The 13,319-nt window shown below is 72.7% G+C and carries 10 protein-coding genes; 2 read left to right on the forward strand and 8 right to left on the reverse strand.

Features of this window, described 5'->3' with window-relative positions; all coding sequences use genetic code 11:
• The first annotated feature begins 23 nt into the window (after positions 1-23).
• Positions 24-1,043, forward strand: a complete 1,020-nt coding sequence (locus ACSMX9_RS03260; RefSeq protein WP_445399808.1) for a hypothetical protein — start codon at positions 24-26, stop codon at positions 1,041-1,043.
• On the opposite strand, the gene ACSMX9_RS03265 is transcribed toward ACSMX9_RS03260, so the two are convergent.
• The 8 genes from ACSMX9_RS03265 to ACSMX9_RS03300 all read right to left on the reverse strand — a co-directional run bounded on the left by ACSMX9_RS03265 (position 994) and on the right by ACSMX9_RS03300 (position 12,393).
• Entirely contained in the window at positions 994-3,489 is a 2,496-nt protein-coding gene (locus ACSMX9_RS03265) for a hypothetical protein (protein WP_445399810.1), read from the reverse strand. The two genes, ACSMX9_RS03260 and ACSMX9_RS03265, sit on opposite strands and share 50 nt — an antisense overlap.
• A 34-nt stretch (positions 3,490-3,523) precedes the next feature.
• Entirely contained in the window at positions 3,524-4,666 is a 1,143-nt protein-coding gene (locus tag ACSMX9_RS03270) for a hypothetical protein (RefSeq protein WP_351240404.1), read from the reverse strand.
• Positions 4,663-5,571, reverse strand: coding sequence for a hypothetical protein (locus ACSMX9_RS03275; RefSeq protein WP_445399812.1), 909 nt, complete (start codon positions 5,569-5,571; stop codon positions 4,663-4,665). Before ACSMX9_RS03275 ends, ACSMX9_RS03270 begins: the two co-directional genes overlap by 4 nt.
• A gap of 15 nt (positions 5,572-5,586) precedes the next feature.
• Positions 5,587-6,897, reverse strand: a complete 1,311-nt coding sequence (locus ACSMX9_RS03280) for a hypothetical protein (RefSeq protein WP_445399814.1) — start codon at positions 6,895-6,897, stop codon at positions 5,587-5,589.
• Positions 6,898-7,351: 454 nt separating this feature from the next.
• Complete coding sequence (locus ACSMX9_RS03285) at positions 7,352-8,920, reverse strand: DHA2 family efflux MFS transporter permease subunit (RefSeq protein ID WP_445399816.1); 1,569 nt, start codon at positions 8,918-8,920, stop codon at positions 7,352-7,354.
• On the reverse strand, positions 8,917-9,468 hold the full coding sequence (locus tag ACSMX9_RS03290; protein ID WP_445399818.1) for a TetR/AcrR family transcriptional regulator: 552 nt from the start codon (positions 9,466-9,468) through the stop codon (positions 8,917-8,919). The genes ACSMX9_RS03285 and ACSMX9_RS03290 overlap by 4 nt, the downstream gene beginning before the upstream one ends.
• Positions 9,469-9,603: 135 nt before the next feature.
• Positions 9,604-11,049: an argininosuccinate lyase gene (gene argH, locus ACSMX9_RS03295; protein ID WP_445399820.1), complete on the reverse strand. Its 1,446-nt coding sequence runs from the start codon at positions 11,047-11,049 to the stop codon at positions 9,604-9,606.
• A gap of 150 nt (positions 11,050-11,199) precedes the next feature.
• Positions 11,200-12,393: an argininosuccinate synthase gene (locus ACSMX9_RS03300; protein WP_366113574.1), complete on the reverse strand. Its 1,194-nt coding sequence runs from the start codon at positions 12,391-12,393 to the stop codon at positions 11,200-11,202.
• 154 nt (positions 12,394-12,547) lie between these two features.
• Between ACSMX9_RS03300 and ACSMX9_RS03305 the strand changes: the two genes are divergently transcribed.
• Positions 12,548-13,249 carry a L,D-transpeptidase family protein gene (locus tag ACSMX9_RS03305; protein ID WP_445399822.1) on the forward strand — a complete coding sequence of 234 codons (702 nt, stop codon included), beginning with the start codon at positions 12,548-12,550 and terminating at the stop codon, positions 13,247-13,249.
• Positions 13,250-13,319: the final 70 nt, after the last annotated feature.

Here is a 13,319-nt window from a genome sequence, read left to right on the forward strand (position 1 = left end):
CACGGGCGAGGGAGTGACAGGACGTGAGTGCAGAACACGGTCCCGGGGAACGGGAGTCCGCCGTCCTCGACCCGCTGTACGCGGAGCACTGGGACCGGGCACCGTTCGCCGAGGTCAGCGAGCGCTGCGAGCGCACCGTGGCCGGCTGTCCGGCGCTGCGGTCGCTGAGCTACTTCAACAACGGCATCGTGGACTTCGTGGTCCGGCCGGCCGGGGCCCGGCCGCTGCCCGGCGGGCGGGAGTCGGACCTGCCGATCGACGTGGAGAGCCGGCCGGGCAACCAGCTCGTGCTGAGCATGGAGACCTTCGACAAGGCGTTGGCGCCCCTGCTGACCGGTTCGCTGATGCGGATGGTGGTCGCCACCCCCTCCGGCGGGCTGTACTGCGGACGGGTGAAGGAACAGCAGCACCTCGTCGGCGTCTCGCTGCGCGGGGACGGCGTGGCGCCCATGGACCGGGCCCTGAACGACCTGGTGACGGACATCCGGGTGCACGTGCTGAGCCGGTCGGCGGAGAACCCCGGCGGCATACCGGATCAGCCGTACCACACGCCGGACGGCACCGTGGAGCCGCACTTCACGGCGGGTGCGCGGGTGGACGAGCCGATGGTGGCCAGGTTGCGCGGGATCTGGGGGCGCCACCTCAACCCGGTGGACCTCCAGTACCTGGGGTACTACGAGGACTGGCGGTTGACGTGCGTGGGCGACGCCTTCGACGACCCCCGGATAGGGAAGCGGTTCCTGAACATCAAGCCGGCGGCACGGCGTCGCAAGTACCGCGACCTGGCCGATCGGCTGCGGGACGACATCGCCCGGCTGAGGGACATGCTGCTGTTGGTGAGCCAGGAGCCGATGGACCGGCTGGTCCTGGACGTGGAGGAGGGCTGCGTCTTCTTCCACTGGCTGCCCGGTGGCCGGGGCGGCGACTTCGTGTGCGGGGTGACGCTCGACCAGCACGAGGTGGGCAACGCGGAGCGCCGGTTGCGGGAGTTGGTCAGCGAACTGCCGCGGAGGGCTCCCCGCCCCCGTTCCGGCCGTTGGTGACCGACGCCAACACGGCGGCCTGCACCCGCTCGGCCAGGGTGCTCAGCATCTCGGCGACCTGAGTGCTGCGCACTTCCCGGGTGCCGCGGTCCAGGGCGTCGGGTCCCGGCGGCAGGGTGTCGGGACGGATCTCCGGCAGCACCTCCACGGTGATCTCGAAGCTGCGGCACAGCACGAAGAGGCTGTTGCGCTCCTCCTCGGTGGGGTCCGCGCCGCCGTCGGCGACGGTGGCGAGCCAGTCGCCGACGCTGTCACGGAAGGTCCGGATGAGCATGCGGACCAGGGTGGTGACGCCGATCGCCTGGAACTGCGGTGCGGTGAAGGTGACGCGCTGGGGGCGGCCGTCCGGGGGGGCCATGCCCGTCGCGTCGACGCCGAGGGACCGGCGCAGGTCCACGGGCTCGCCCATGAGCCGGTCGAGGGCGTCCACCGCTTCGGTGAACAGCCTGCGCACCGTCTGCGGGAGGGCGGCTCCCCCGCCGTCGCCGGCGGAACCCGGCCCGCCGTCCGTGCGGACGGGCGCCAGGGCCAGCCGTTCGAGGCGGGCGTCGAGGTGCTCTATGCGCTCCAGGGTGCCGCTCTGCTGCTCGGTGACGCGGCCGAGCCGGGCCCGCACCTGGTCCAGGGTGCTTTCGCGCTGGGCGGCTTCCAGCCGGCGGGCGAGGACGTCCACGGCGTGGTCGAGCCGTTCGGCGAACCCGGTGTCGGTGACCACGACGGGCGAGGTGCGGGTGGTCTCCGCGATCCGGTCGCGCATCGCCCGGGAGACGTATCCGTTGGCGACCACCAGGATCTCGCACTCGCCGCGGGGGAACGCCCGGTGCGCGGCACGGGTGACCCGGCCGATCCGTTCGACGTCGTACGGCTCCAGCACGGACGCGGCCGGCAGCACCCCGAGGACGGCTCCGGCTCCCACCCGTACCCAGTAGGCGACCTCCCGGGTCCCGGGCGGGGCGGGGTCGCCGAGCTCCGGGGGTCGGGACTCGCGCCGCCACTGTCCCTGGGCGAGGGCGCGTTCGACGGTGCGCAGGACGTCGGCGTCGGCCCGCTGCTCGTACATCTGCCGTACGGCTGCGTGCACCTGGGCGACGTCCACCACGGGGGCGGCCTCGGGCGGCGGGCCGGTGGCGCCGTCGGCGGGCGTGACCGCGGCGGCGGCCTGCACGGCGAGCGCGTCCCGGGTGAGCTGCCACGCCTGGCGGCAGACCTTGAGCACTTCGCGCGGGACGCCGTTGGAGAGTTCGGCGACCGCGGCGACGGCCTCCGGGGTGAAGGGCGTGACGAGCACCTCCTCGGTGTCGTCGCGGGTGGGCGCCTCGGTGGTGTCGAAGTCGCTGGGGTCCGTGTGGTCCTCGTGCCCCGGGTCGGCCGCTCCCGTCCCGGGGCGGAAGCCGCCGACGCGGAGGTAGCCGCTGACGAGCCGGGCGGTCTCGGGTCCGTCGAGCCCGGTGGGCCAGAGCTGGAGCACCCGCTCGTGGAGTCCCTGCGGCATCCGGCTCCAGGGTTCGGGCTGGATGCACATGACCAGCAGCCCGTCCTGGTTGACGTAGGTGTTGACGAGCTTCTCGAAGCCGTTCATGAACTCGCTGCGTTCGCGCTGCGGCCAGCTCAGGACCGTCTCCAGCGCGTCGATGACCAGGACGTACCGCTGGCCCACCCGGCCTTGGAGGAAGCTGAAGACGCAGAGCGCGTCGAAGACCGCCTCGGTACTGTCGATGGGGCCGTCGATGCCCCTCTCCCGCAGTGCCTGGCTGGGCTCCGCGGCGGTCAGCCAGTCCCACACCTCCCGTTTGAAGTCGCCCTCCAGGAGCAGGGCCAGGGCGACGGCGAACCTCCGGTGGTCGACCGCGACCCGTAGGTGCTCGCGCAGGTGCCGGTGCATCAGTTCCTTGTCGATGCCGAACGCCTGGATGACCTTGCGCGGGTCGAAGGTGCCGTCGCTGAGTCCGGCGATCACGGCCTTGTGCTGGGGGCCGATGTGGAGGTCCGCCGCATCGGGCCCGGTCAGGAGTTCCACCACCACGTTGGCGTAGTAGGCGGAGACCACCCGCTCGAACGCGATCCGGGCCTCGGTCTCGTGGCGCAGGCTGACCATGCGGTTGCGGTAGACCACGACGAGGTCGAGGGCGGGCTGGTTGATGACCCAGAGCGGGATGGAGGCGTCGGCGCGGATGGCGGCGGTCACCTCCCGGGCCATGTGGGTCTTGCCGACGCCGAAGTCCCCGACCAGGGCCACCGCGCGCCCCAGGTCTCCGCCGGGCCCGGGGCGTTCCAGGTACTCGGCGACCTGGCGGCGGAGCCGGGCGAGTTCGGCGGTGACGATCGTCGGATACCGCTTGGGCCGTCGGGTGCCCATGCGCACCGCGTCGGCGAAGCTGCCCAGCTGCACGACCGGACTGGAGGGGAAGGGGTTGTCCTTCCGCAGGAAGTCGTCGGTCTGGCTCATCGTCGGTGGTCCTTCCCGGGCCGTGCGGTCAGCTTCAGAACTTCAAGGCCGACGGGTCGACCAGGGACCGGCGTTCGGTGAAGCGGCGCAGGCGATTCATCCTGACCGCGGCTTCCTGATTCCGGATCGCCTCGTCCGACACGTCATGCAGGAATCCCTGCAATTGTCTGACATTTCTGTACAGATGCCGCTCTGGGCGGTTCTGAATGACTTCATCCGCAAAGGTGATGCTGTCCCCCGGAAGTCCATCAACCACTGTACGGCGCTCGATGAACACATCCCAGTCCTCGACGTTCACCAATCCCATCTCCAGAAGCGTCAGATGGGGCTCGCGCACGCCCTCGAACTCCATCTCCAGCTCTTCCCGGAGTCCGGTGTGCGAGGTCTCCAGGAAGAAGACGATGAAGGGCTGGGCCCAACTGTGGAAACTGCTGACGAACTGGGTGGTCAACCCGTTGTCCAACCAGCGCATGTCCGGAACGATGACCAGCAGAATGCGTGGCAGAACGCTCAGGCGCTCGCTGATGTCCTCATAGACGTGGGAGAGGTCATCGTCATTTCTTCGACTCTGGTCGAATCCCTGCCAGAATTCCTCGTCCCGGCTGAGCCTTTCCAATACGCGATCGGCGATCTTCCGGTTGAGTTCATCCACGGTACTCCTGCGGCCGTTGCGACGGCTGAATCCGTTGTCCTCGTTCCGGAAGCCGACCAGGGGAATGATCTCCACCCCCGGATATCCGTCCCGGGGCGACCACATTTCCGTTCCGTCCTCGTCCTGCAACCCTCTCCGGGTCTGCTGGACGGCGGTCGGGGCGAGCCGTCTGGCCAGGTCGTCCACGCACCGGTTGAGCAGGGAGGTCTTGCCCGTGCCGCCGGAACCGCTGACGACCACGACGTGGCCGTGGTTGCTGGTGTCGGCGAGCACCACCGGGTCGGGCCCCTGCTCGACGAACCGCTTGAACAGCACCTCCGTGTGGTCCACCGGCACCCACAGGTCGGCATGGCCGCGGATCCACCACGGGGTGAGCGGTGCGTCCGCCTCCCAGCGGACCAGACCCGGGTGCCCGGGACCCCGTTCGTAGCTCACGGGCACCCCGAAGGGGTTGAACGAGACCCCGTCCGAACTCCGCTGCTCCGGCAGCGGTGTCGACGACGCCACGTCATCGGATGGGCTCATCGACCGTCACCCCCTCCTTCGGATCGTCCCCGCAGCCGACGTGCCGCACGCACCCCGACGGCCCCGGCGCGCGCCGCACCCCGCAGGGCGCGTCGGGTGTGCCACACCATGAACGAGGCGTTCAGCGCCTCGGTTCCGGCCACGGCGTCCGAAAGGAGGGTCCGTTGCCGGGTCGCTTCGGCGCGCAACTGGTCCACGCCGAGCGGACTGTACCCGCGTGCGCCCGCGCGCACCGAGGTGGCGAGCGGCTCGGGGAGTGGCAGGTGCTCGGCGAGGGCGAGGGCGTGCCGGCGGCGGGAGCCGGTGTCCCGCAGTCCGCGCAGTGCGGTGGCGAGTTCGGCCCGGCAGCGTCCCACCTCCTCGTGGAGGGTGCTGGCGCCGGTCTGCCAGCCGGCGAGGTACGTCTCGGCGGCGTAGGAGTAGGCGTGCACGGCGGCGGTGAGCGCCTCGGCGCGTTGCCGGCGGTAGGTGGCACCGCGTTCGACGGCGCTGCCCAGCACCGTGAACGCGGCGGCGACGGCGGCCAGCAGCAGTCCGGTGGCCAGCCCCCCGGCGGCGTCGCCGCCCTTGTCCGGGGCGTCCCCGTTGGCCGCCATCACCGTGCGGCACACCCGCCGGAAGTCGTCGGGACGCCGCTCGGCCCACTGCTGGACCGTCAGCTCCCCGCCCGAACCGGGTCCGGTGCGCACCTGCTCGGCCTCGCCGGGCACCGCGGTCACGGTGCCGAGGCGGACGGCGGCGGTGACCACCTCGGCGCGGCGGTCGTCGGCGAGGCAGTACACGCGGTGCAGGTCGTCCTCGGGGCCCGCGGCGGCGGGCGGTGCGGCGGTCAGCAGCACCGTCCCGGTCAGCAGGAGGACGGTCGTACGGGCACGGGCGGGGCGGCGGGGTGCGCCGGTGGTCATCGGGGTTCCGTCCGGTCAGGGGCGTGCGGTGTCTCCGGCGGGGCGGGCGGGGTCGTGGCGGACGGGCGGTTCGGCGGGCACGACGCTCTCGGGCGTTGGGGCCGACGGGGCGGCGGCACCGGGGTGTTGCCGGGGCTGGTCCCCGGGCGCCGAGCGGGAGGTGCGCTGATGCTGGGGCGGTGGGTCGTCCACGGGCGGGCGCGGGGTGCGGGCGCCGAGGGCGTGCCACAGGCCGCCGGCCGCGTAGTGCAGGGTGTTGACGACGAGGACGGCCGGACCGACGATCGCCACCGTGCCGGGGAAGTCGGGTTCCAGGGCGAGGGCCAGGATCACGGCGGTGATGCCGTTCTGTTGGCCGATCCCGAGGTGGACCCGGTCGTCCCGGCCGAGGCCGGGGAAGAGCAGCGGGGCGATCAGCAGTCCGATGACGGCCTGCGCCCCGAAGGCGGCGAGTCCGAGGACGAGCCCCGGACCGAGGGCGACGCCGTCCGCGAGGAGCAGTCCGAGGACGAGGGCGGCCAGCACGAAGGCGATCGTGACGGCGCGGTCGACGAGGGCGGCGTACCGGCCGGTGCGCACCAGCAGCCCGAGCCCGGCGACGGCGAGCATCAGCATGTACGGCGCGGCCACGGCCACCACCAGGACGACCAGCAGCAGGGCCGTCGCGTCGGTGCGCCCGGGGCGGGGGGCGCGCTCCGACCGGGCGCGGGGGCCCCGGCGCAGCACCTGCCAGAGGCCGGCGGCGACGGCGAAGAGCAGCAGGTTGCCGCCGAGGGTGACGGCGTGGGCCGCGAGCCCTTCGCCGGTGGCGACGGCCGGGGCGCCCTCCCGGCCGGCGAGCCGGAAGGCGACGACCGTGGTGGTGAGGGTGAGCAGGACGGTCACCGGGTCGTCGAAGGACGCCCAGACGGAGAGCAGGTTCTTGGCGCGCGGCGACATCCGGCTGCTCCGGGTCATCGCCGCCACGGAGAGCGGGTCGATCTGGGCGACGGCGATGCCGAGGACGAGGTACTCCGGTTCCCGGAAGAGGGCGACCATGACGCCGGCGATCAGGGCGGCCTTGAGGAGCACGCCCAGGGTCACCGTGAGGAGCAGGGCCCGCAGGTCCCGGCGGACCTCCCGCAGGTCGATCGCGTGGGTGCTGCCGTAGAGGCCGACGGCGAGGAGGAGCCCGGCCAGGACGGGGTACCACGGCGTCGCGGTGAGCGCACGGGGGTCGAGGAGGTGGCCGGCGAGCAGGCCGGCGGCGACGGCGGCACCGGCGGCGACCAGGGTCCGGGGCACGGCGGGGCGACGCGCGTCAGGTCGTAAGAAGCGCTTCCTCACGTGTCGTTCCCCCGTTCCTCGTCGGCACCGCCCCCACGGGTGCGCCGGGTCCTCGTGGGGCGCGGCCGGGGCACGGGGCGTGCCGTCGGGCCGGACCGGTCGGGGCACCGTCCGTGCGGGCGCTTCATCATGCCGTACGGGGCGGGGAGTTCGCCGCGCGACCTCGACGGTTCCCGGGTCCGCGGGCCCGGGCCTCCGTTGCCCCGACCGGCACTCGTTCAAAAGTGCCCGGTGGGCGGGCGAATCTCAAGGGGCCCCGGACCGTCGGCTCCCGGTGTCGGGGGCCCGGGGGCGCTCGTGGTGGCGACGCCCGCGCGGACCCGTTGGAGGTTCGCTCCGCCACGCGCTCCGGGTGCTTCCGGTGGACGCGCTTCTCGTCAACGCGCCGCCGGGCCGGCTCCGTACGGGGGAATTCCCGGTACGGAGCCGGCCCGGCGTGTCGGGCGCGGGTGGTTCAGGAGACCGCCGCGTCGGACGGCTCCTCGGCGGAGACGTCCTCCAGCTTCTGCCCGCGCAGGGTGAACCAGGCGGCCACGGCGGTGGCCAGCAGCACCAGGGCGCCGACGCCGGCCGCGAGGCGCATGCCGTCCACGAACGCGTCCTGGGCGGCCGAGACGAGTGCGTGGGCCTGCTCCGGCGGGAGGGCGCTCGCCGCCTGGACCGCTCCGCCGAGGGACTCGTGGGCGGCGTCCGCGATCTGCGGCGGGGTCCCCGGCGGGGAGGTGAACCCGCGGTAGACGCCGGTGAGGATCGAGCCGAGCAGGGCGATGCCGAGGGCGGCGCCGAGTTCGTAGGCGGTCTCGGAGACGGCGGAGGCGGAGCCGGCGTGCTCCTTGGGCACGCTGGAGAGGATCACGTCCGCGGTGACGGTGAACGAGAAGCCCGCGCCGAGACCGACGACCAGCAGCGACGCGCCCAGGATCGGGTAGTCGGTGGAGCGGTCGAGGAAGGCGAGCGCGCCCAGGGCCAGGCCGATCGCGGCGAGGCCCGCGGCGACCACCGCGCGCACCGAGTAGCGACGGGCCATCCGGCCGGCGATCAGACCGGCGACCACCGCGCCGAAGGCGGCCGGCAGTTCGGCCACGCCGGCCTGGAGCGGGCCGCGCCCCTGGACGAGTTGGAAGAACTGGGACAGGAAGAAGACGATGCCGGCCAGGCCCAGGATGGTGAGCAGGTCCGCGAGGACCGCGCCGGAGAAGCCCCGGTGCTTGAACAGCCGCATGTCCAACAGCGGATCGGTGAGGGTCAGCTGGCGCCGGACGAACAGGTACAGGGCGAGCGCGCCGACCAGGGCGGCACCGGCCGAACCCACCGAGACGCCGTGTGCGGCGGTCTCCTTGATCGCGTACACCACGCCGATCATGCCGACCAGCGAGAGCAGGACGCTGGTCATGTCCCACGGGCCGGGGTTCGGGTTGCGGGACTCCGGCAGGAGCTTCACTCCGACCAGGACGAGGACCGCCATCACGGGGAGGTTGATCAGGAAGACCGAGCCCCACCAGAAGTGTTCGAGCAGGAACCCGCCGACCACGGGGCCGACCGCGGCGCCCGCGGAGGCCGCGGCGCCCCAGATGCCGATGGCGAGGCTGCGCTCGCGGGGGTCGTGGAAGAGGTTGCGGATCAGCGCCAGGGTGGAGGGCATCAGCGTCGCACCGGCGACACCGAGCAGCGCCCGGGCCAGGATCAGCATTTCGGGTGAGGTGGCGTACGCGTTGAGGACGGACACCGCGCCGAAGGCGACGGCGCCGATCAGCAGCAGTTTCTTGCGGCCGATGCGGTCGCCGAGGCTGCCCATCGAGACCAGCAGACCGGCGATGACGAACGAGTAGACGTCACCGATCCACAGCAACTGGGTGCCCGAGGGGGCCAGGTCCTCGCTGATGTAGGGGGTGGCGAGGCCCAGCACGGTCGCGTCGACCGCGACGAGCAGGACGGCGAGCACCAGGACCGCGAGGGCGATCCACCGCCCCGGCCCGCGCTCGTGGGTCTCCGGCCCGTTCGCGGGCTGCTTCTCGCTGGTCATGGGGTCAATCTCCGTCGTACTCCGCCGAGCAGCAACTCGACGATCATGGGTTGGAAGTCCTTGCGGGCCGTGCGCCCGCTGGCCACGGCCCAGGAGGCGGAACTGAGGAGCCCGTAGAACGCCTCGCTGAGCCAGGCGGCGCCGAGGTCGATGCGGAACTCGCCGTTCTCCTGGCCGCGGCGGAACAGGCCCTCGATCCGGTGGTCGAGCCGGCCCCAGCCTTCGTTGACGACTTCGCCCTCGAAGAGCTGGTTCTCGGTGATCAGGAAGGCGATCAGCCCGGCCGAGGGCTCCGCGGCGGCCACCAGCCGCCGCAGTGCGGACTCGGCGGTGCCCTCGTCGAGACGTGCCTCGTCGAGGGCCGCCTCACAGGCGCGCAGCCCGAAGTCCTCCAGTGCCCGGATCAACGCGTCCCGGCCCGCGAAGTGGCGGTGCAGGGTGGCGCGGCTGATGCCGGCGGCCTTCGCCACCTCGTCCAGGGTGGCGGTGGCCTTGCGGGTGAGGAGTGCGGCGGCACTGCACAACACGTCTTCGCGATCGACAGCCATGAGACAACCATAGCCCAGATGAGACATCAACGTCTCACCGGGAGGGGTGGACGCACCGCGGGCCCGGTCGCTCGGCACCGTGGTGGACGGATGCCGGGCGACCGGGCCCGGGCGTGCGGGACCGCGGAGGGGCGCCTACTGCTGCGGGACGGACCGCCCCTCGGGGTCGACCCACGCCCGCTGCACCGCGAGGTCGAACTTGACCTCGACGAGCTGGAGGGCGACCGCGGAGGGCGCGGTGCCGCCCCGCCCGTTGCGGGCGGCGAGGGCGCCGGGGACGTCGAGGACCGAGCGGACCTCGGGCGTCAGGTGCGGGGAGATCTTCGCGAACTGTTCGTCGGTGAGCTGGTCCAGCTCGATCCCGTGCGCCTCGCACTCCTTGACGCACCCGCCCGCGACCTCGTGCGCGACCCGGAACGGCACCCCGCGCTTGACCAGCCACTCCGCGATGTCGGTGGCCAGCGAGAACCCGGCCGGAGCCAGCTCCTCCATCCGCTCCCGGTTGACGGTGAGGGTGGCCATCATGCCGGTGAAGGCCGGCAGCAGCACCTCCAGCTGGTCGCAGGAGTCGAAGACCGGCTCCTTGTCCTCCTGGAGGTCCCGGTTGTACGCGAGCGGCAAGGCCTTCAGGGTGGCGAGCAGCCCGGTCAGGTTGCCGATCAGCCGGCCGCTCTTGCCCCGCGCCAGTTCGGCGATGTCGGGGTTCTTCTTCTGCGGCATGATCGACGAGCCGGTGGAGAACGCGTCGTGCAGGGTGACGAAGGAGAACTCCTTCGTGTTCCAGATGATGACCTCCTCCGCGATCCGGGAGAGGTCGACGCCGATCATCGCCGTGATGAACGCGAACTCCGCCACGAAGTCGCGGGCGGCGGTGCCGTCGATGGAGTTGCCCGACGAGCCGCGCTCGAAGCCGAGCTCACGGGCCACGGCCACCGGGTCGAGGCCGAGCGAGGAGCCGGCGAGCGCCCCGGAACCGTACGGGGAGACGGCCGTGCGCCCGTCCCACTGGCGCAGCCGCTCGGCGTCCCGGGAGAGCGCCTGGACGTGGGCGAGCACATGGTGGGCGAAGAGCACCGGCTGGGCGTGCTGGAGGTGGGTGCGGCCCGGCATCGCCACGTCCGCGTGCGCCTCGGCGAGGCCGACCAGCGCGTCCTGGAGGTCCACCAGGAGCCCGCCGATGATCCGGGCGTGGTCGCGCAGGTACATCCGGAACAGGGTGGCGATCTGGTCGTTGCGGGACCGGCCCGCGCGCAGCTTGCCCCCCAGCTCGGCGCCGAGCCGCTCCAGCAACCCCCGCTCCAGCGCGGTGTGCACGTCCTCGTCGGCGACGGTGCCGGTGAAGGAGCCGTCCGCCACGTCGGCCTCCAGGCGGTCGAGGCCGGCGAGCATCCGCTCCAGCTCGTCCGCGCTGAGGAGGTCGGCCGTGTGCAGCGCCCGGGCGTGGGCGCGCGATCCGGCGATGTCGTACGGGGCGAGCCGCCAGTCGAAGTGGACGGAGGCGGAGAGTTTCGCCAGGGCCTCGGCGGGGCCGTCGGCGAACCTGGCGCCCCAGAGCCGGACGTCTCCGCTGTTGCTGGTCACTGCACTTGCTCCTTGGCTCTGCTGCGATGGGTGGTGCGGGGCCGCGGGCCGCCCGGTGCGGGGCCGCGGCCGATGCGCGACCGCCTCCCGGCCGGGGCGGCGAGGAGGCGGTGCGTACGCTACGGGGTCCGGCGGGTGCCGGACGCCGGCTCAGGCCAGGTCGCGCTTGGCGGCGATCTTCGAGGAGAGCGCGAAGATGTCGATGAAGCCCTGCGCCTTGGACTGGTCGAAGGTGTCGCCGGTGTCGTAGGTGGCGAGGTTGAAGTCGTACAGCGACTCCGGGGAGCGGCGGCCCGTGACCACGGCGCGGCCGCCGTGCAGGGTCATCCGGACCTCACCGGTGACGTGCTGGTTGGCCTCCTGGATGAAGCCGTCCAGGGCGCGCTTGAGCGGCGAGAACCACAGGCCGTCGTAGACCAGTTCGCCCCAGCGCTGCTCGACCTGCCGCTTGTAGCGGGCCAGTTCGCGCTCGACGGTGACGTTCTCCAGCTCCTGGTGGGCGGTGATCAGCGCGATCGCCCCCGGCGCCTCGTACACCTCGCGGGACTTGATGCCGACGAGGCGGTCCTCGACCATGTCGATCCGGCCGATGCCCTGGGCGCCGGCGCGCTCGTTGAGCTGCTGGATGGCCTGGAGGACGGTGACGGGCTTGCCGTCGATGGCGACCGGGACGCCCTCCTTGAAGGAGATGAGGACCTCGTCGGCCTCCCGCGCCACCGCCGGGTTCTGCGTGTACTCGTAGATGTCCTCGATCGGGGCGTTCCAGATGTCCTCCAGGAAGCCCGTCTCGACCGCGCGCCCGAAGACGTTCTGGTCGATGGAGTACGGGGACTTCTTGGAGGTGGCGATCGGGAGGTTCTTCACCTCGGCGAAGGCGATGGCCTTGTCCCGGGTCATGGCGTAGTCGCGGACCGGGGCGATGCACTTGAGGTCGGGCGCGAGGGCGACGATGCCGGCCTCGAAGCGGACCTGGTCGTTGCCCTTGCCGGTGCAGCCGTGGGCGACCGTGTCGGCGCCGTGCTTCTTGGCGGCGGCGACCAGGTGCTTGACGATCGCCGGGCGGGACAGCGCCGACACCAGCGGGTAGCGGTCCATGTAGAGGGCGTTGGCCTGGATCGCCGGCAGACAGTACTCGTCGGCGAACTCGTCCCTGGCGTCGGCGACCTCCGCCTCCACCGCACCGCAGGCGAGCGCGCGCTTGCGGATGACGTCCAGGTCCTCGCCGCCCTGGCCGACGTCCACGGCGACGGCGATGACCTCGGCGCCCGTCTCCTCGGCGATCCAGCCGATGGCGACGGAGGTGTCCAGGCCGCCCGAGTAGGCGAGTACGACGCGCTCGGTCACGGGTTTCTCCTCACAGTGCATTCGCTGATATGCATGAGTATGCAGTCCTTCGCATGCTTCGTCAATCCCAGGCTTTCGACCTGCACCGACGGGCGGCAGCCCGGACGGCCCCGCCCGGGCTGCCGCCGCCGCGCGGGCGCACTACGGTGCGCCCATGCGCACCGGTGCCCCCGCCCTGCTGACCGTCGCCCTCCTCCTCACCCAGGCCGCCCCCGCCCCCGCCGCCGGGCCCGGACCGCTGCCCGCCCGGATGGCGGACACCGGCGGCAGCCAGCTGATCACCGCGGTCGCTCCCTCCCCCGACGCCACCACCGGCACCCTCACCTGGTGGGACCGGCGGGGCGGACGGTGGACCGCCACCGGAACGGCGCCCGCACGGTTCGGCGCGGGCGGCCTGGTCGAGGGCAGCGTCCGCCGCCAGGGCACCCGCACCACCCCCACCGGCCTGTACGGCCTGCCCTTCGCCTTCGGCAGCACGGCGCCCCCGCCCGGCACCCGCACCCCGTACCGTCCGGTGCGCCCCACCTCCTGGTGGTGCCAGGACAACGCCGCCGCGGCCTACAACCGGTGGGTCGACCCGCTGCCCGCGGACTGCCGCGCCGAGGAGGCCGAGCGTCTGCTCGACTACGGCGCGCAGTACGCCCACGCCCTGGTGGTCGACTTCAACTACCACCGCCCGGTACGGGGCCGGGGCGCCGGCATCTTCCTCCACGTGAACGGCGAGGGCGCCACCGCCGGCTGCGTGTCCGTGCCCGCCCCCGCGATGGCCGCGCTACTGCGCTGGGCCGAGCCGGCCCGCCGGCCGCACCTCGCCATCGGCACCGAGTCCGGCGCGACGGCCGTGATCCGGTACTGAGACGCGCGAAGGCCGGTCGGCCACCGGGGACGCGCCCCGGGAGCCGACCGGCCCGTACCGCCGCCGCGCC

The sequence above is a fragment of the Streptomyces sp. LE64 genome, assembly GCF_052606915.1.